Annotated in this window: 18 protein-coding genes and 1 pseudogene; 11 read left to right on the top strand and 8 right to left on the bottom strand. The window is 52.7% G+C overall.

Annotated features, from left to right (window positions below; genetic code table 11):
- The first annotated feature begins 4 nt into the window (after window positions 1-4).
- From dhaL to AC534G_RS11240, 3 genes are all read left to right on the top strand, one after another.
- Window positions 5-637: a dihydroxyacetone kinase subunit DhaL gene (gene dhaL / locus AC534G_RS11250; protein ID WP_496594604.1), complete on the top strand. Its 633-nt coding sequence runs from the start codon at window positions 5-7 to the stop codon at window positions 635-637.
- Between the two features lie 10 nt (window positions 638-647).
- Window positions 648-2,078: a dihydroxyacetone kinase phosphoryl donor subunit DhaM gene (gene dhaM, locus AC534G_RS11245; protein ID WP_110497881.1), complete on the top strand. Its 1,431-nt coding sequence runs from the start codon at window positions 648-650 to the stop codon at window positions 2,076-2,078.
- 168 nt (window positions 2,079-2,246) lie between these two features.
- A complete protein-coding gene (locus AC534G_RS11240; protein ID WP_110497879.1) occupies window positions 2,247-3,959 on the top strand; it encodes an alpha,alpha-trehalase in 1,713 nt (570 codons plus the stop codon).
- Between the two features lie 46 nt (window positions 3,960-4,005).
- On the opposite strand, the gene AC534G_RS11235 is transcribed toward AC534G_RS11240, so the two are convergent.
- Window positions 4,006-4,260, bottom strand: a complete 255-nt coding sequence (locus AC534G_RS11235; RefSeq protein WP_069324680.1) for a GlsB/YeaQ/YmgE family stress response membrane protein — start codon at window positions 4,258-4,260, stop codon at window positions 4,006-4,008.
- Between the two features lie 198 nt (window positions 4,261-4,458).
- On the opposite strand from AC534G_RS11235, the gene ycgR reads away from it, so the two are divergent.
- A complete protein-coding gene (ycgR, locus tag AC534G_RS11230; RefSeq protein WP_038641216.1) occupies window positions 4,459-5,193 on the top strand; it encodes a flagellar brake protein YcgR in 735 nt (244 codons plus the stop codon).
- Window positions 5,194-5,204: 11 nt separating this feature from the next.
- On the opposite strand, the gene emtA is transcribed toward ycgR, so the two are convergent.
- Complete coding sequence (gene emtA, locus AC534G_RS11225) at window positions 5,205-5,816, bottom strand: membrane-bound lytic murein transglycosylase EmtA (protein WP_016153365.1); 612 nt, start codon at window positions 5,814-5,816, stop codon at window positions 5,205-5,207.
- 98 nt (window positions 5,817-5,914) lie between these two features.
- Between emtA and ldcA the strand changes: the two genes are divergently transcribed.
- Together ldcA and AC534G_RS11215 are read left to right on the top strand one after the other, a co-directional pair.
- On the top strand, window positions 5,915-6,829 hold the full coding sequence (gene ldcA / locus AC534G_RS11220; RefSeq protein WP_110497877.1) for a muramoyltetrapeptide carboxypeptidase: 915 nt from the start codon (window positions 5,915-5,917) through the stop codon (window positions 6,827-6,829).
- A gap of 97 nt (window positions 6,830-6,926) precedes the next feature.
- Window positions 6,927-8,594 (top strand): annotated as a pseudogene (locus AC534G_RS11215) (potassium/proton antiporter); the annotation flags it as partial.
- 114 nt (window positions 8,595-8,708) lie between these two features.
- On the opposite strand, the gene dadX reads toward AC534G_RS11215, so the two are convergent.
- Window positions 8,709-9,779: a catabolic alanine racemase DadX gene (dadX, locus tag AC534G_RS11210; protein WP_038641223.1), complete on the bottom strand. Its 1,071-nt coding sequence runs from the start codon at window positions 9,777-9,779 to the stop codon at window positions 8,709-8,711.
- Window positions 9,780-9,791: 12 nt separating this feature from the next.
- The gene (locus tag AC534G_RS11205; protein WP_085048063.1) at window positions 9,792-11,090 is read right to left on the bottom strand and encodes a D-amino acid dehydrogenase; all 1,299 of its coding nucleotides are present in this window, start codon (window positions 11,088-11,090) and stop codon (window positions 9,792-9,794) included.
- Window positions 11,091-11,412: 322 nt separating this feature from the next.
- Between AC534G_RS11205 and AC534G_RS11200 the strand changes: the two genes are divergently transcribed.
- A complete protein-coding gene (locus AC534G_RS11200; RefSeq protein ID WP_110497873.1) occupies window positions 11,413-12,945 on the top strand; it encodes a SpoVR family protein in 1,533 nt (510 codons plus the stop codon).
- 93 nt (window positions 12,946-13,038) lie between these two features.
- Here the strand turns inward: AC534G_RS11200 and fadR are convergent, their stop codons facing one another.
- Window positions 13,039-13,758 carry a fatty acid metabolism transcriptional regulator FadR gene (fadR, locus tag AC534G_RS11195; protein ID WP_038641229.1) on the bottom strand — a complete coding sequence of 240 codons (720 nt, stop codon included), beginning with the start codon at window positions 13,756-13,758 and terminating at the stop codon, window positions 13,039-13,041.
- Between the two features lie 237 nt (window positions 13,759-13,995).
- Between fadR and nhaB the strand changes: the two genes are divergently transcribed.
- The 3 genes from nhaB (at window position 13,996) to AC534G_RS11180 (ending at window position 16,664) form a co-directional block, all read left to right on the top strand.
- Window positions 13,996-15,540, top strand: coding sequence for a Na(+)/H(+) antiporter NhaB (gene nhaB, locus AC534G_RS11190; protein WP_038641231.1), 1,545 nt, complete (start codon window positions 13,996-13,998; stop codon window positions 15,538-15,540).
- A gap of 141 nt (window positions 15,541-15,681) precedes the next feature.
- Entirely contained in the window at window positions 15,682-16,212 is a 531-nt protein-coding gene (gene dsbB, locus AC534G_RS11185) for a disulfide bond formation protein DsbB (protein ID WP_042307884.1), read from the top strand.
- Between the two features lie 110 nt (window positions 16,213-16,322).
- Window positions 16,323-16,664: a TehB family protein gene (locus AC534G_RS11180; protein WP_003020940.1), complete on the top strand. Its 342-nt coding sequence runs from the start codon at window positions 16,323-16,325 to the stop codon at window positions 16,662-16,664.
- Window positions 16,665-16,693: 29 nt separating this feature from the next.
- Here AC534G_RS11180 and ycgN read toward each other — a convergent pair whose 3' ends face one another.
- The 3 genes from ycgN to AC534G_RS11165 form a co-directional block, all read right to left on the bottom strand.
- The gene (gene ycgN, locus AC534G_RS11175; protein WP_003020944.1) at window positions 16,694-17,140 is read right to left on the bottom strand and encodes a cysteine cluster protein YcgN; all 447 of its coding nucleotides are present in this window, start codon (window positions 17,138-17,140) and stop codon (window positions 16,694-16,696) included.
- 92 nt (window positions 17,141-17,232) lie between these two features.
- Window positions 17,233-17,892: a fumarylacetoacetate hydrolase family protein gene (locus tag AC534G_RS11170; protein WP_038641240.1), complete on the bottom strand. Its 660-nt coding sequence runs from the start codon at window positions 17,890-17,892 to the stop codon at window positions 17,233-17,235.
- Between the two features lie 69 nt (window positions 17,893-17,961).
- Complete coding sequence (locus AC534G_RS11165) at window positions 17,962-18,255, bottom strand: YcgL domain-containing protein (RefSeq protein WP_038641242.1); 294 nt, start codon at window positions 18,253-18,255, stop codon at window positions 17,962-17,964.
- 126 nt (window positions 18,256-18,381) lie between these two features.
- On the opposite strand from AC534G_RS11165, the gene minC reads away from it, so the two are divergent.
- The gene (gene minC, locus AC534G_RS11160; protein ID WP_069324689.1) at window positions 18,382-19,089 is read left to right on the top strand and encodes a septum site-determining protein MinC; all 708 of its coding nucleotides are present in this window, start codon (window positions 18,382-18,384) and stop codon (window positions 19,087-19,089) included.

Here is a 19,089-nt window from a genome sequence, read left to right as displayed (position 1 = left end):
CATGATGTCCCTCACCAGAACGCAAATTGTTAACTGGCTCTATCGCTGCGGCGAAATATTCACTACCGAAAGTGATTTTCTCACCGGGCTGGACCGGGAAATCGGCGATGCCGACCACGGTCTGAACATGCATCGTGGCTTTAGTAAAGTGGTCGAAAAACTGCCGTCTATCGCCGATAAAGACATCGGTTTTATTTTAAAAAATACCGGCATGGTATTGCTCTCCAGCGTTGGCGGTGCCAGCGGCCCGCTGTTCGGTACCTTTTTCATCCGCGCCGCCCAGGTCACGCAAGCCCACCAGAGCCTGACGCTGGACGAGTTGTATCAAATGATTCGCGATGGCGCAGAAGGCGTCATTAGCCGTGGTAAAGCTGAGCCTGGCGACAAAACCATGTGCGACGTTTGGTTGCCGGTGGTGGAATCTTTACGTCAGTCCTGCGAGCAAAAGCTAAGCGTACAGGCGGCGCTGGAAGCCGCAAGCCAACAAGCGGAAGCCGCGGCACAAAGCACCATCACCATGCAGGCACGCAAAGGCCGCGCCAGCTACCTTGGTGAACGCAGCATTGGCCATCAGGATCCTGGCGCAACGTCCGTCATGTTTATGATGCAAATGCCGGCTCAGGCGTCCAGAGAGTAAGGATAAAGCGATGGTAAACCTGGTTATTGTGTCTCACAGCGCCCAACTGGGCGAAGGCGTCGGCGCGTTAGCCCGACAAATGTTAATGGGCGATGGCTGTAAACTCGCTATTGCCGCAGGCATTGACGATCCTGAGAATCCCATTGGTACCGATCCGATTAAGGTGATGGAAGCCATCGAGTCCGTGGCCGATACGGATCACGTGTTAGTGATGATGGATATCGGCAGTGCGTTGCTGAGTGCGGAAACTGCCCTTGAACTGCTCGCCCCTGACATCGCCGCGAAAGTCCGTCTGTGCGCTGCCCCGCTGGTTGAAGGCACGCTGGCCGCGACGGTTAGCGCTGCTGCGGGTGCTGATATCGATCAGGTCATCCGTGATGCCATGCACGCCCTCGACGCCAAATGTGAGCAACTGGGTTTACCTTCGCCCTCGGCAGCAAAGTCCGCTTCTGCCGAACTATCCCCCGACACAGATGCCCGTTCGATTGCCATTGTGGTGAAAAACCCCAACGGTATCCACGTTCGCCCGGCCTCACGGCTGGTATCTACGCTGTCTGGCTTTAACGCCGACATGTGGCTGGAAAAAAACGGCAAGTGCGTCGTTCCTGATAGTCTCAATCAGATAGCCTTGCTGCAGGTGCGTTGTAACGACACGCTGCGCCTGATTGCCAAAGGCGAACAGGCAGAAGATGCCCTGGCCGCGTTCAAACAGTTGGCGGCAGAGAATTTTGGCGAATCGCTCGCACCAACGCAGGCGAAAAACGTGGCGACTCAGGTCCCGTCACGGGTAACGGGGACGGTAATTTTTTACACGCCATTCTCACCCGAGATAAGCCCGCAGCCTGCAGCATCATTGCAGGCTGAGCAGCAGCGATTACAGGCCGCCATCCAGAGCACGCTGAACGATTTAAGCGAGCTAACCGCGCTCGCTGAAGAGAAGTATTCCGCCGATATCGCCGCGATCTTCTCCGGTCACCACACGCTGTTGGACGATCCCGAGCTGTTCGATATGGCCTGTGACGTAATGCGTGAAAAGCAGTGTAGCGCCGCCTGCGCCTGGCAGCAGGTGCTGAGCGAACTCAGCCAGCAGTATTTACAGCTCGACGATCCCTACTTACAGGCGCGATATATCGACATTGAAGATTTACTGTCTCGTTCGCTGCAGCATTTGACAGGAGCGACGGCGCAAATCCCGACGTTCAGCCATCCGACAATCCTGGTCGCGGACGTCATTTATCCGTCTACGGTGTTGCAACTCGATCCGCTGACCATCAAAGGGATCTGTCTGCGTACCGGGAGCGAGGCTTCTCACCCCGCGATTATCGCCCGTGAAATGGGACTTTGTTGGATGTGTCAGCTTGGGGAGACCCTCGATAGTATAAAGACGGGAGATACCGTCACTCTTGACTGCGTGGCGCATCGGATAACCCATACAGGTTAATGGCATCAGCACACCCTTTCTCAACAGGGTGTGCATCTTCCTGGCGCGTCGGGAAATGTCTGTTTATTCGCAAAATGGGGAGTCGATCACGCGCAACGGTCGATCCTGAACTAAGGTTTTCTCATGGTAAATGCCGCTGCTTCGGCACACCGCTAAGGAGATTAACCGATGATAACACCAGCAATCCGCCCTTCCGGGCTGCTTTCTGTTGCGATAAAACTGACGTTTGCCAGTACCCTTTTTGCCTGTACCTCTTTTACCGTCAATGCGGAGGACGCGCCAGCAGCGACACCGCAACCACCTGATATTCTGCTCGGCCCTCTGTTTAACGATGTACAAACGGCCAAATTGTTCCCTGACCAGAAAACCTTTGCTGATGCGGTTCCCAATAGCGATCCGTTAATGATCCTCGCCGATTACCGAATGCAAAAGAATCAATCTGGATTCGATTTACGTCATTTTGTCGGAGTGAACTTTACCTTACCAAAAGAGGGTGAGAAATACGTCCCCCCTGCCGGGCAATCGCTGCGCGAACATATTGATGGTCTGTGGCCGGTGCTAACCCGCTCAACGACCGACGCTGAAAAATGGGATTCGCTGCTGCCGCTCCCGGAGCCATATGTGGTGCCAGGCGGGCGTTTTCGCGAAATATATTATTGGGACAGCTATTTCACCATGCTGGGGCTTGCCGAAAGTAATCACTGGGACAAGGTCTCCGACATGGTGGCAAATTTCGCTTACGAGATTGATGCCTGGGGACACATTCCTAACGGCAACCGCACCTATTATCTGAGCCGTTCTCAACCGCCGTTCTTTGCCTTTATGGTTGAACTGCTGGCGCAGCACGAAGGGGATGATGCGCTGAAAAAATACCTCCCGCAGATGCTCAAAGAGTACACCTACTGGATGGAGGGCGTCGAAACGCTCCAGCCCGGTCAGCAAAATAAGCGCGTGGTTAAGCTGGATGACGGCACCATTTTGAACCGCTACTGGGATGACCGCGATACGCCGCGGCCAGAGTCATGGGTGGAGGATATCGCCACCGCTAAAAGTAACCCGAACCGCCCGGCCACCGAAATCTACCGCGACCTGCGCTCCGCCGCAGCGTCCGGCTGGGACTTTAGTTCCCGCTGGATGGATAACCCCAACCAGCTAGGTACCCTGCGTACCACCAGCATTGTGCCGGTCGATCTCAATGCGCTGATGTACAAAATGGAAAAAATGATCGCCCTCGCCAGTAAAGCCGCTGGTGATGATGCCAAAGCTGCTCAATATGACGGTTTTGCCAATGCCCGACAAAAAGGGATCGAAAAGCACCTGTGGAACGACAAAGAAGGCTGGTATGCCGACTACGATCTAAAGAGCCACAAAGTACGTAACCAACTCACTGCCGCCGCCCTATTCCCGCTGTATGTTAATGCAGCGGCAAAAGATCGCGCCAGTAAGGTCGCCGCGGCAACCCAGGCACATTTGCTGCAGCCCGGCGGTCTAGCTACCACCTCGGTGAAAAGCGGCCAGCAATGGGATGCGCCAAACGGCTGGGCCCCGCTCCAGTGGGTCGCGGCAGCCGGGTTACAAAATTACGGTCAGGATAACGTCGCCATGGACGTAACCTGGCGATTCCTCACCAACGTGCAGCACACTTACGATCGCGAGAAAAAGCTGGTTGAAAAGTATGACGTGAGTACCACTGGCACCGGCGGCGGTGGCGGTGAATATCCGTTGCAGGATGGGTTCGGCTGGACTAACGGCGTAACGCTAAAAATGCTCGACCTGATTTGCGCCAAAGAAAAACCGTGTGACAGCGTCCCCGCATCGCGTCCAGCCCCGGCTGGGACGGCATCAACTGAGCCTCAAAAGCAGACGCAACCGACGCCATAACGAACTTTCTATTCCAAAGAAACGGCCCCCAGAGGGGGCCGCTCACTCAATCTCGTCGCACAAGCCGGAAAACACCCAGCACAACAATCGCGCCGACTACGGCCACCAGGAAGCTGTGGAGATTAAATCCGCTGACATCACCGCCGATACCAAACATTGTTGCCAGCCATCCGCCGACCACAGCGCCGACAATACCGAGAATACAGGTCAGGATAAATCCACCGCCATCGCGCCCCGGCATAATCAGTTTGGCGATAATACCTGCAATCAGACCAAAAACAATCCAGGCAATAATTCCCATTTTCAGGCCCTCTTTCCAGTGAATGTGCGCTCGTTATTCCCGCGCCAGTGCATTAAGTATAGGCAAGCTGTTGGATGACGTTTTTCCACACAGACTTAATTCATTGGCTTTGGCAAAAAATTTCATTCATTTGTCTTAAGTTCCGTCGTTTGATGCCGATAATCCAACGATAAACCAGGCATCCAGGAGTCATTAGGTGTGAGCAACTACAATGAGCAGTTCCTGAAGCAAAATCCGTTAGCGGTGTTAGGCGTTCTCAGGGACTTAAATTCGCAGCAGGTTCCACTGCGTATCTCCTGGTCAGGTGGCCAGTTCATTAGCAAAATACTGGCGGTCACCCCGGACGAACTGATCATGGACTTTGGCAGTCAGGAATATGAAAACCAGGCCGTGCAGCGGGCCAGCCAGATCTCAATTATCGCCGAAACGCAGGGCGCCAAAGTGGAATTCACGCTGCCGCAGCTTAAAAAAGGCGAGTATCAGCGACTACCGGCATTTATCTCAACGCTGCCGCCTTCCCTGTGGTTCATTCAGCGTCGGGAGTATTTCCGTATCGGCGCGCCGCTGCATCCCCCCTATCGCTGCGCGGCAAAGATGCCGGACAACAGCATTCTGCATTTTCGCCTGTTCGATTTGTCTCTCGGCGGCATGGGTGGACTGTTAGAAACGGCAAAGCCAGAGGGACTGGTAGAAGGCATGCGCTTCTCACAAGTTGAACTGAATATGGCGCAATGGGGTGTGTATCACGTTGACGCCCAGCTGATTTCCATCAGCGAGCGCGTGGTTATCGACAGCAAAAACGAAACCATTACCACTCCCCGCCTGAGCTTTCGTTTTCTCAACGTCGGCCCGGCGGTGGAGCGGAACTTACAGCGGATTATTTTTTCCCTTGAGCGCGAAGCCCGGGAAAAAGCCAATAAGGTGCGCGGATAGCATTACATGAACTACATGACATCCAGCGCTTGCTGGAGCTTCCAGATATAGCGCGGAGCCTGCGGCGCCGGATGATTATCAGCCACATGTTCAATAAATTCATCCGGGCTGAGATCGTTGATCTTATTAATGGCTTTTTTTCTGTCGGAGGAGAATGTTCGCAGCAGTGCGCCCGCCCCGTTAGCGTACGACACCACCAGCGCATATTGCATCACCTGAGGATCTTCAATTCCGGCCAGCGGCCCGGTCTCAAGAATACTCAGGTAGGCGGCTCCCATCGAAATATTACGCTCAGGATTTTTCAGCTCGCTGGTCGACGGCTCTCCGCTCCATCCCATACGACGGTAAACATCGCGTCCTGACGTGGACGCTTTTAACTGCATCAGACCAATCGCATTCGATTTACTGACCGCATTCGGGTTTCCGCCAGATTCAATGGCGATGATAGCGGTAATCAATTGTGGGCTGACACCCCAGGCCGCACCGGCTTTTTCACTGATCGGCATCCATTGCATTGCGCGTTTGACCGGAACTTCAGCATTCCATGGCGGATTTTTGTAATCCTGTTTTGAACTACAGCCCGCAAGTAATACAACCAAAAAAGCAAACCATCTCAATTTCACGTCATCTATCCTTATAGCCGGAACCTGTCGCTGAGGTGACAACGACATACCTACGCGGCATGATATACATTTGGTTTTAGTTGTAGCAAGGAAATGCCATGTCCCGGTTTCACTTAATTGCCCCTTCGGGCTACTGTATCAACCAGCAGGCTGCATTACGTGGGCTTGCGCGGCTTACTGAGGCCGGTCACCAGGTCGATAATTCAGCGGTCATTGCGCGCCGATGCCAGCGTTTTGCGGGCACAGAAGCAGAACGTCTGGCAGATGTGAACTCGCTCGTTAATCTGCACACGCCTGATACTATTGTGATGGCGGTACGCGGCGGCTATGGCGCGAGCCGTTTACTGGAAGGGGTCGACTGGCAGGGACTGATTGCTCGTCAGCAACAAAACCCGCTACTGCTGTGCGGGCACAGCGATTTTACGGCGATTCAGTGCGGTTTGCTGGCGCAGGGCAATGTGATTACCTTCAGCGGCCCAATGCTGGCGGCTAACTTCGGGGCCGAGGAGATGAACGCGTTTACCGAGCACCATTTCTGGCAGGCTTTGCGTCATCGCCAATTTACCCTCGAATGGCAGAGTAACGGCCCGGCGTGTGCGACCGAAGGTACGCTATGGGGCGGAAATCTGGCGATGATCATTTCGCTGATGGGCACGCCATGGATGCCCGCTATCGAAAACGGTGTGTTGGTGCTGGAAGACATTAATGAGCACCCATTCCGTATTGAACGCATGCTGCTGCAGCTATACCATGCGGGAATACTGGCCCGGCAGAACGCCATTATTCTTGGCAGTTTTAGCGGCAGTGCGCCCAATGACTATGACGCCGGTTACAGCCTTGATTCGGTTTGCGCTTTTCTACGCGACAGATTGTCAGTTCCGTTAATCAGCGGTCTTGATTTTGGTCATGAACAACGTACCGTCACCCTGCCTTTGGGGGCCAATGCGGTGCTGAAAAACGATAAAAATGGCGCTCAGCTCACCATAAATGGTCATCCGGTACTTAAATCGTAAAAAAAGCTGCCAACAGGGCTAAGTAAAACGCTGTTTCTGTCGTTATTATGTTAGGGTTTGTTAATACGAAACAGCGTAATTCAGGAGTAAACGAACGTTGGATGCCGCAGCAGTTATTAGCCTTTTTATTTTGGGTTCCGTTCTCGTCACCTGCAGTATCTTACTCAGTTCATTCTCATCACGTCTTGGCATCCCTATTCTGGTGATATTTCTCGCTATCGGGATGTTAGCGGGGGTGGATGGTGTAGGCGGTATTCCTTTTGACAACTACCCTTTTGCCTACATGGTGAGCAACCTCGCGCTGGCGGTTATCCTGCTCGACGGCGGCATGCGCACCCAGGCCAGCTCTTTTCGCGTCGCGCTGGGTCCGGCGCTATCGCTGGCGACCGTCGGGGTACTGATTACCTCCGGACTTACCGGCATGATGGCCGCATGGTTGTTTAATCTGGATCTCATTGAGGGACTATTGATTGGCGCGATAGTCGGTTCCACCGATGCGGCGGCGGTCTTTTCCTTGCTTGGTGGTAAGGGGCTTAACGAACGTGTCGGCTCCACGCTGGAAATTGAATCCGGGAGTAATGACCCGATGGCGGTATTTTTGACTATCACGCTTATCGCCATGATTCAAAACCACGAGACCGGTTTAAGCTGGATGTTCGCGGTGCATATACTCCAGCAGTTTGGTTTAGGGATTGTGCTGGGTCTGGGCGGCGGCTATCTGCTGCAACAAATGATTAACCGCATTTCGTTGCCTGCCGGGCTGTATCCGTTACTGGCTTTAAGCGGCGGGATCCTCATTTTTGCCCTGACTACCGCACTGGAAGGCAGCGGTATTCTGGCGGTTTATCTGTGCGGTTTCCTGCTGGGTAATCGCCCGATTCGCAACCGATTTGGTATTCTGCAAAACTTCGATGGTCTGGCCTGGCTGGCGCAAATCGCCATGTTCCTGGTGCTGGGGCTACTGGTCACGCCTTCCGACCTGCTGCCTATCGCGATTCCAGCGCTGATTTTGTCCGCATGGATGATTTTCGTGGCTCGTCCGCTGTCGGTCTTCGCCGGACTGCTGCCGTTCCGTGGCTTCAATCTGCGCGAGCGTATTTTTATCAGTTGGGTGGGCTTGCGCGGCGCGGTGCCGATCATCCTTGCCGTCTTCCCGATGATGGCCGGCCTGGAAAATGCGCGTCTGTTCTTTAATGTGGCGTTCTTCGTGGTTCTGATCTCCCTGCTGTTTCAGGGAACGTCACTTTCCTGGGCGGCTAAAAAGGCCAAAGTCGTGGTTCCGCCGGTCGGCTGGCCCGTTTCACGAATTGGTCTGGATATTCACCCGGATAACCCCTGGGAGCAGTTTGTTTATCAGCTCAGCGCGGATAAGTGGTGTGTGGGAGCCGCATTGCGCGATCTGCATATGCCGGAAGAAACGCGAATTGCCGCCCTGTTTCGTGACAATGTCTTGTTTCATCCGTCGGGCAGCACGCGCCTGCGTGAAGGTGACGTGTTGTGCGTCATTGGTCGCGAGCGCGATCTCCCCGCTCTCGGCAAGCTATTCAGCCAGTCGCCACCGGTATCGTTAGACCAGCGCTTCTTTGGCGATTTTATTCTCGAAGCCAGCGCAAAATATGCCGACGTGGCGCTGATATATGGCCTCGACGATGGCACAGAATATCGCGATAAACAGCAAACGCTGGGTGAAATCGTTCAGCACCTGTTAGGCGCCGCGCCGGTCGTCGGTGACCAGGTTGAATTTGCTGGCATGATCTGGACGGTGGCCGAGAAAGAAGATAATGCGGTGCTGAAGGTTGGTGTTCGCGTTGCTGAAGATGAGGATGAGTAGCGGATGTTTTTTGCCGGGTGGGAGCTGCGCCTACCCGGCATACAAAAGTTACACCGTCACAACCGGTACGCGCAGCGCCAGCGAACACATCAGTTCGTAGCCCACCGTACCCGCAGCAGCGGCCACATCGTCAATTTTAATCTCTTTGCCCCACAGCTCTACCGGCGTGCCGATCCCCGCCTGAGGACATGGCGTCAGGTCAACCGCCAACATATCCATTGAGACCGTTCCGACCGTTTTGGTGCGTACACCATCTACCAGCACTGGCGTGCCGCTCGGCGCATGGCGCGGATAACCATCTGCATACCCGGTCGCCACAATGCCGATGCGTTGCTCCCCGCTGGCGGTGTAACGCCCGCCGTAACCGACCCGATCGCCAGCTTTCAGCGTTTGTATGCCGATAATTTCGCTGCTTAACGTCATCACAGGTTTCAGGCCCGTATTGGCGATGTCTCGCCACTGTCCAGACGGCGATGCTCCGTACAAAATGATGCCCGGACGAACCCAGTCATAATGCGCTTCAGGATGCCACAGCGTCGCAGCCGAATTGGACAGTGACCGTCTGCACTCCAGCCCTTCTGTCGCCTGCGCAATACGTGTCATCGCTTCCTGAATGCCATCCGGGTGTTCTGCATCAGCGAAGTGCGACATCAGCGTCATTTCACCGACATTGGGCATGGCCCGCAGCTGTTGCCAGACCGTGGAAACTCTGTCTGGTAAGAAACCCAGCCGGTTCATGCCGCTGTTCACCTTCAGATAAACATCGAGCGGTGCGTTCAGGCGCGCATTCTGCAATGCTTTTAGCTGCCAGTTACTGTGCACACACGTTGTCAGACGATATTTGTCATATATCGTCAGGTCGTCGGCGTGGAAAAAACCCTCCAGCATTAATATCGGGCCTTTCCATCCCCGCTCGCGCAGGGTTATCGCCTCTTCAAGATTGAGCATGGCAAAACCGTCGGTTGTGCCCAGCGCATTCCATACTCGTTCAATGCCATGTCCGTAAGCATTGGCTTTCACTACCGACCAGACGCGGGCGTCCGGCGCGGCCTGGCGAGTAATGGCCAGATTTTGTTTCAACGCCTGCAGGTCAATGCTGGCCAGTATCGGGCGGGTCATCTCTCATCCTTATCAGTTATGTGCGCCGTGTAAATGCCGCGGCCGAGAGGGGGTAAACCCCGGGCTGTAACGCGCCACGCTCAAATCGTCGTAAGGAATGGCTGGGGTACGACCAGATAAAATATCGCTCAGCAGCTGGCCGGATCCACAGGCCATGGTCCAGCCCAGTGTGCCATGCCCCGTATTAAGCAGCAGATTCTTAAAGCGGGTTCGTCCCACGACCGGCGTACCGTCCGGGGTCATCGGACGCAGTCCGGTCCAGAATGTAGCCTGCTCCACATGACCGCCGCGCGGGAAAAGATCGCGTACAACCATCTCCAGCGTTTCGCGGCGAGGCTGCAGCAATTCGGTATTGAAGCCAACAATCTCCGCCATGCCGCCAACGCGAATACGGTTATCAAAGCGGGTTATGGCAATCTTGTAAGTTTCATCAAGGATAGTAGAAACCGGGGCCCCATCATCCTGCGCCACCGGAATGGTCAAGGAATAACCTTTAAGCGGATAGACCGGAATATCAACAATACCTTTGAGCATCGCCGTGGAGTAAGAGCCAAACGCCATCACATAAGCATCGGCTTTAATAATTTCATCCCCACACTGGACGCCATATATTTGCTCACCCTCGCTGAGTAGCTTATCGACCGGGGTGTTAAAGCGGAACGTGACGCCCGCTTGCTCGGCCATCTGCGCCAGGCGCTGGGTAAATAGCTGGCAATCACCGGTTTCGTCATTTGGTAAACGCAAGCCGCCGGTCAGCTTATGCGCCACTTCCGCCAGCGCCGGTTCGACTTCCGCCAGGCGGTTTGCCTCAAGCAACTGATATGGCACGCCCGCATCTTCGAGCACGGCGATATCGCGGGTGGCGTTCTCATACTGTTGAGCAGTACGGAACAGCTGTAACGTTCCACCCTGACGTCCTTCATACTCAATGCCGGTAGAGGCGCGCAGCGCTTTCAGGCAATCACGGCTGTATTCCGCCAGCCGTACCATGCGTCCTTTGTTTTCCATGTAGTGACTGGTGTCGCAGTTACGCAGCATTTGCCACATCCATTTCAACTGGAACTGAGTCCCGTCGAGACGGACGGCCAGCGGGGCATGGCGCTGAAACATCCATTTAATTGCTTTAAGCGGTACGCCGGGCGCCGCCCATGGTGCTGCATATCCTGGAGAGATTTGTCCGGCGTTTGCCGCACTGGTTTCCAGTGCCGGACCGGGCTCACGATCAATGACGGTGACATCATGTCCAGCCTGACTTAAGTACCAGGCGCTGGTCACGCCAACGACACCACTTCCCAGTATGACAACTCGCATAGCCACTCCGTTAACAGTAAAAGAACAATCATCTAATTACATCTTGATAACTCAGTTGAAAATATTATTCAACATATGGCTTTTTTATGGTGACTTATCTCACATATAGCAGTGATTGCTGGGAACTCCCGGCTTTGGAATCTCATGCTGTGCGTTATTTTTATCCAGCATAAAATTTTGCGGATATGCCTTTTTTCTGCGCTTCGCTAACGTGAAATCGCAAAGAAAAAATTTCTGCCGCAGCACGTTTTTTAACACCATGATCTATGCTTGAAATGAGGTACTCCACACAGAGAGTGCCGCCAACAATGAGGGTGCGCGAATGGCTACGATTGATTCCATGAACAAGGACAGCACACGGTTAAGCGATGGACCCGACTGGACGTTTGATCTGCTGGATGTCTATCTGGCGGAAATAGACCGCGTGGCGAAACTCTACAAACTGGATACCTACCCGCACCAAATCGAGGTGATCACCTCCGAACAGATGATGGATGCCTACTCCAGCGTCGGGATGCCAATCAACTATCCGCACTGGTCGTTTGGTAAGAAGTTTATTGAAACCGAGCGCTTGTATAAGCATGGTCAGCAGGGGCTGGCCTATGAAATCGTCATTAACTCCAATCCGTGTATCGCGTATCTGATGGAAGAGAACACCATCACCATGCAGGCGCTGGTGATGGCGCATGCCTGCTACGGACATAACTCTTTCTTCAAAAATAACTACCTGTTCCGTAGCTGGACGGATGCCAGCTCCATTGTCGACTATCTGATCTTCGCGCGAAACTACATTACCCAGTGTGAAGAGCGTTACGGTGTGGATGAAGTCGAAAAGCTCCTCGACTCCTGCCATGCGCTGATGAACTACGGCGTGGACCGTTACAAACGACCGCAAAAAATCTCGCTGCAGGAAGAGAAAGCCCGGCAGAAAAGCCGTGAAGAGTATCTACAAAGCCAGGTGAATATGCTGTGGCGCACGCTGCCGAAGAAAGAGGAAGAGAAAACCATTTCCGAAGCGCGGCGATATCCTTCCGAGCCGCAAGAAAACCTGCTCTATTTTATGGAAAAAAACGCGCCGCTACTGGAGTCCTGGCAGCGTGAGGTCTTACGCATCGTGCGCAAGGTCAGCCAGTATTTTTATCCGCAGAAACAGACGCAGGTGATGAATGAAGGCTGGGCCACCTTCTGGCATTACACCATCCTTAACCACCTTTATGATGAAGGTAAAGTTACCGAGCGTTTTATGCTGGAGTTTCTGCATAGCCATACCAACGTGGTTTTCCAGCCGCCGTACAATAGTCCGTGGTATAGCGGGATAAACCCTTACGCGCTGGGCTTTGCGATGTTCCAGGATATCAAGCGTATCTGTCAGTCCCCCACTGAAGAAGACAGGTACTGGTTCCCGGATATTGCCGGTTCCGACTGGTTGGAAACGCTGCATTTCGCGATGCGGGATTTTAAAGATGAGAGCTTTATCAGTCAGTTCCTGTCACCAAAAGTGATGCGCGATTTCCGCCTGTTCACCGTGCTGGATGACGATCGCCACAATTATCTGGAGATTTCCGCTATTCATAATGAGGAAGGATATCGTGAAATTCGTAGCCGACTGTCGTCGCAATATAACCTCAGCAACATGGAGCCGAATATTCAAGTCTGGAATGTCGATCTGCGCGGCGACCGTTCGCTCACCTTACGTTATATTCCGCATAACCGTGCCCCGCTGGATAAGGGACGCAAAGAGGTACTGAAACATGTGCACCGGTTATGGGGTTTTGACGTGATGCTGGAGCAGCAGAATGAAGATGGCAGCGTGGAGCTGCTGGAGCGTTGCCCGCCGAGGATGAACGGTCTGTAAATCTTATTGCCGGAGGCGGTGTAAACACCTAATCCGGCCTGCGCATTCGAGGCCGGATAACACGCGTTAGCGTCGCTATCCGGCATTGCGTAATTAGCGTCCCTGAATAGCTAAATCGCCCGGCAGGTTTTTCTGCATACGATGCCAAATCTCGCCGCTGTCGTGACCATAGCGGCGCACCGTTTCATAAACCTGCTCATGAGCGCCCTGCTCGCACAGTTCTGACAGCTTACGATAGAAGCTCAGCGCCAGACCACGCGCTTCTGGATTAGCAAAATAATGACGACCAATACGGGTATATAACCCTTTCATTCCGTTGAGGATCAGACCGTATATGGGGTTACCGGACGCAAATGCCAGACCGCGAAAAATGTTGTAGTCCAGATCGGCGAACGCATCAGCGTGGTCAGCTACCTGATTTGCCGTCGCCAACACCTCCTGCGCTTTGTCAGGATGCTGGCGAAACGCGGTACGGATAAAGATGGTTGAAATGTTGGTGCGCACAGACAGCAGATTATCGATCAACTGCGGTACGCTCTCGTGATCGAGGCGCGCCAGCGTTTCAAGAATATTCAACCCGGAGGTTTCCCAGAAGTTATTCACCTTCGTCGGTTTGCCGTGTTGAATGGTCAACCAGCCGTCCCGCGCCAGACGCTGTAATACTTCGCGCAACGTAGTACGTGTCACTCCGATCAGTTCAGAGAGTTCACGTTCAGCGGGCAAAATAGTGCCAGGTGGGAAGCGGTTATTCCAGATACTCTCAATGATGTACTCTTCCGCGAACCCCGCCGGGCTTTGCGCCTTAATGACCATAGTAATAATTCCATTACACAGCAAAACATAGTTACAGTTATCATACCAGACGGGTTTCATAGCTGATAGCTGACGAAATGAAGAAAAAGTGGATCAAGGCTTCATTTTCCAGATAACGCTTATACTCACTCCCCCCTTGCCATTCACGTGAAGAGCTTGCCTGCGCCCCCTCCTCCCGCTAAGCTTTGCGGTCAAACATAAAAACATCATTTCATTTTTAAAGGTAGGGAAATCACCATGGAGCTATCATGGAGCCGCGCGATGTGGCGGAATTTTTTAGGTCAGTCGCCAGACTGGTATAAACTTGCACTGCTCATCTTCTTAGTCGCTAACCCGATTATTTTTTTCATCAATCCCTTTATTGCAGGCTGGTTGTTGGTGGCCGAGTTCATTTTTACGCTGGCAATGGCGCTAAAATGTTATCCACTGCTGCCGGGCGGGCTGTTGGCAATTGAAGCTGTCATCATTGGCATGACCAGCGCCGCGCATGTGCGTGAAGAAGTTGCCGCCAACCTTGAGGTGTTACTGCTGCTGATGTTTATGGTGGCAGGCATCTACTTTATGAAGCAACTGCTGTTGTTTATTTTCACCCGTCTTCTGCTCAGCATTCGTTCCAAGTCACTGCTGTCGCTCTCCTTTTGCATTGCTGCCGCCTTCCTGTCCGCGTTTCTTGACGCGTTGACCGTCGTTGCCGTGGTAATAAGCGTAGCGGTCGGTTTTTATGGCATCTACCATCGCGTGGCCTCTTCCCGTGGGGAAGATAACAATATGCTCGATGACAGCCATATTGATCAGCACAACAAGGTCGTTCTGGAGCAGTTCCGTGGTTTTCTGCGTAGCCTGATGATGCACGCAGGCGTCGGTACGGCGTTAGGCGGCGTAATGACCATGGTTGGTGAACCGCAAAACCTGATTATCGCCAAAGCTGCTGGCTGGCACTTTGGCGACTTCTTCCTGCGCATGTCACCAGTCACCGTTCCGGTGCTGATTTGCGGTCTGCTAACCTGCGTGCTGGTCGAGAAATTACGTTGGTTCGGCTATGGCGAAACGCTGCCGGAGACCGTCCGCGATGTCCTGCAAAAATTTGACGATCAGAGCCGTCAGCAGCGAACCCGCCAGGACAAGATCAAACTGATTATCCAGGCGATTATCGGCGTCTGGCTGGTGGTCGCCCTGGCACTGCATCTGGCGGAAGTGGGATTAATTGGTCTGTCAGTGATTATTCTGGCAACGTCGTTAACCGGCGTTACCGACGAACATGCTATAGGCAAAGCCTTTACCGAGTCGCTGCCCTTCACCGCCCTGCTGACCGTGTTCTTCTCTGTTGTTGCGGTGATCATCGATCAGCAGCTCTTTTCGCCGATTATTCAGTTCGTTTTACAAGCCTCTGAACACGCGCAATTAACGCTGTTCTATCTGTTTAACGGTCTGCTGTCGTCTATTTCTGATAACGTCTTTGTCGGCACTATCTACATCAACGAAGCCAAAGCGGCCCTGGAACAGGGGACTATCAGCCTTAATCAGTATGAACTGTTAGCGGTGGCGATTAACACCGGGACCAACTTGCCTTCCGTGGCCACACCAAACGGGCAGGCGGCGTTCCTGTTTCTGCTGACTTCCGCCCTGGCACCATTGATTCGCCTCTCTTATGGTCGCATGGTATGGATGGCTCTGCCTTATACCCTTGTCCTGACGCTCGTCGGGTTGCTTTGCGTGGAGTTCACACTTGTTCCAATGACCGAATGGATGACCCAGTCGGGCTGGTTAGCTACACTTTCATAACAATTAGCCGGGCAAATCACTGCCCGGTTTGACTTTTTGCATGATAATTATCCGATTACGCAAATTTTCAATTCCCGCTAGTGGCGCATAAAGTGAATTGGTTTAAACTGCGGTCTCTACGCATGTTGCAGGGAAATTATTATGTTGCGATTTTTAAACCAGTGTTCCCGTGGTCGTGGAGCGTGGTTATTGTTGGCGTTTACCGCCTTTGCGCTGGAACTTGTCGCGTTGTGGTTCCAGCACGTCATGCTGCTAAAACCTTGCGTGTTGTGTATTTATGAACGTAGCGCATTATTTGGCGTGATGGGTGCAGGACTGGTGGGGGCTATCGCGCCAAAAACACCGCTGCGCTATGTGGCAATGGTTATCTGGATTTACAGCGCCTGGCGCGGTCTTCAGTTAGCGTATGAGCACACCATGATTCAGCTTCACCCGTCACCATTTATGACCTGTGATTTTGCCGCGCGCTTTCCGAGCTGGTTACCGCTGGATAAATGGCTGCCGCAGGTGTTTGTGGCATCAGGCGACTGCGCTGAGCGTCAGTGGTCGTTTTTAACCCTCGAAATGCCGCAGTGGCTGCTCGGGATCTTCGCCGCATATCTTGTTGTGGCAATACTGGTCGTCATAGCACAACCGTTTAAACCGAAAAAACGTGACCTTTTCGGTCGCTAACAGAGACGCTCCTTCGGGAGCGTTTTTTTTGGCTTAAATTCATTGCCTGCTGGCATCTATAAGATGTATATTAAATGCATCTTATAGATGCCACACGAAGGAGATGTCTTATGTCCCATTTACGCATCCCGGCAAACTGGAAAGTTAAACGCTCTACTCCCTTCTTTACGAAAGACAATGTTCCTGCGGCACTGCTCTCCCACCACAACACCGCTGCGGGGGTGTTTGGACAGCTCTGCGTGATGGAAGGCACAGTAACGTATTATGGCTTTGCCAATGAAGACGCAAAAGAACCCGAAGTGAAAGTAGTGATTAATGCCGGCCAGTTCGCAACCAGCCCACCACAATACTGGCATCGCGTTGAATTAAGTGACGATGCGCAATTCAACATCAATTTCTGGGTTGAAGATGACAACCATGGAGATGAGATGTATCAGGCGAAAAAATCTTAACCCTTAACGCCTGCTAATCGATGGGCGGCTCAGTCCGCCCATGAAGGTTTGTTCAGGATATGATCCTGCCAGTCGCGCACTTCTGATTCTTTTACCGCAATATGACGTACCGAAATACGTTCGCCATGCATTGCCGCTTTCGACCCGGTCAGCAACGGATGCCATTCTGGCAACCCTTTTCCTTCCGCCAGCAGACGATAGGCGCAGGTCATCGGCAACCATTCAAAGGTAGGCAGATTATCACGCGTGAGTTTGATGCAGTCCGGCTCGTATTCGAATCGACGTTCGTAGTTACGGCACTGGCAGGTTTTAATATTGAGCTGCTTACAGGCGACGTTGGTAAAATAGATTTCGTCAGTGTCTTCATCCATCAGCTTATGCAGGCAGCATTGACCACACCCATCACATAATGACTCCCACTCGGCATCGGTCATTTCATCAAGGGTTTTACTTTGCCAGAAAGGTATGTCGCTCATCAGGGTATCCGCTATTGTAATAAAGCTGCACCTTATAACCAGTCTGGCACGCTGATGCAAGTTTTGCCGCCCGAAAAGGCGGCAAGCAGAGACTACAGCACGCGGGTGGTCAGTGTTTGTCCATGGAAACTGATAGCCAGTTCATCACCACTACTTAACGGTCCAACCCCTGCTGGCGTACCCGTCAGCACAACATCGCCCGCTTTGAGCGTAAAGAAACGGCTCATATAGGCAATCAAAGGAACAATGGGATGGATCATATCTGCCGTCGAGCCGTGCTGACGCGTTTCGCCGTTTACCGTCAAGCCGAGCATTGTATCCTGCGGATCACCATCAAATTCCGCCACCGGGATAAATCCTGACAGCGGGCATGAGTTATCAAAGCCCTTGGCTTTTTCCCACGGCTGACCGGCTTTCTTCATTTTGCCCTGAATATCGCGCAGGGTTAGATCCAGCGCTACGCCATAGCCAGCGATGGCTTTACGCACATGTTCTTCTGTCGCCTGGCGTAAGGTTGCGCCAATCAGTACCGCCAGCTCAACCTCATGGTGAACCGACCCCATATCGGATGGGATCGCCAGCGGCTGGCGCAGATCACACAGCGCAGTTTCCGGTTTGATAAACAGTACCGGCTCTTCCGGGGTGGTTCCCCCCATCTCTTTTATATGGTTGGCATAGTTACTGCCTACGCAAACCACCTTACTCACCGGATAATCCAGCAGAGCACCATGCCAGTTGTGATGTTGATACATTACTTTCCCCTAACGTAGTCATAGATTTCAGGTACTGCATCGATGGAACGTGCTGCTGCCGGATGCAGTTTAACGTTTAGCGTCTGATGTATTTTGTTTGGCCGCTGCCAGATGCTGTTTCAGCAAATCTTCTGGCGGTGGCGGTATTTGTAAATAATAGCCCTGCTCGATTAGCGCCTGTTTTACTTTTTCAAGATCGGCATTAACCAGTTTTTTTCGACCATCAAGCGGTAACATCATTGCCAGCGTTGGCTGACCAAATCCTTTCATCAGTTCTTCAGGAACTCGCGAGAAATCGTCTTTTTTTTCGACATATAAATAAGTCTGGTCACGTTTGCTGCTTCGGTAGATCACACAAAACATATCTTTTACTCTGAATTCACGGAATGGTGGCTTGCCTCAATATAATACTGACTATAACATGCCTTATAGTCTTCGGAATATCACCCCGCGCTGGGGATGATAAATAGCAAATTGAGTAAGGCCAGGATGTCAAACACGCCAATCGAGCTTAAAGGCAGTAGCTTCACCTTATCAGTGGTTCATTTACATGAAGCAGAACCCGAGGTTATTCGTCAGGCGTTGGAAGACAAAATCGCGCAGGCCCCTGCATTTTTAAAACATGCGCCCGTGGTGGTTAACGTGAGTGGTCTTGAAAGCCCGGTAAACTGGTCGGCGCTGCAGGAAGTTGTCGCGTCTACCGGCTTGCGCATTATCGGCGTTAGCGGATGCAAAGACGCCCGATTAAAGGCTGAAATTGATGAAATGGGACTTCCTTTACTGACTGAAGGTAAAGAAAAAGCGCTTCGTCCCGCGCCTGTTGAGGCTTCAGTTCCCGTCCCGCCGCCGCAAAACGTTACTCCCATCACAAAAACACGATTAATAAATGTACCGGTTCGTTCCGGTCAGCGCATTTATGCTCCACAATGTGATCTGATTGTTACAAGCCACGTCAGTGCGGGCGCAGAGCTTATCGCTGATGGCAATATTCATGTTTATGGGATGATGAGAGGTCGAGCGCTGGCAGGCGCAAGCGGTGACCGGGAAGCGCAAATTTTTTGTACCCACCTGACGGCGGAACTGGTGTCTATCGCAGGTGTTTATTGGCTGAGTGATAAAATCCCAGCAGAATTTTATGGCAAAGCGGCACGTCTGCAATTAGCAGAGAACGCTTTGACAGTTCAACCGTTGAATTGA

The sequence above is a fragment of the Citrobacter sp. CRE-46 genome (assembly GCF_059615875.1).
Note: the sequence above shows the minus strand (reverse complement) of the source record. Positions and strands in the feature narration are given on the sequence as shown.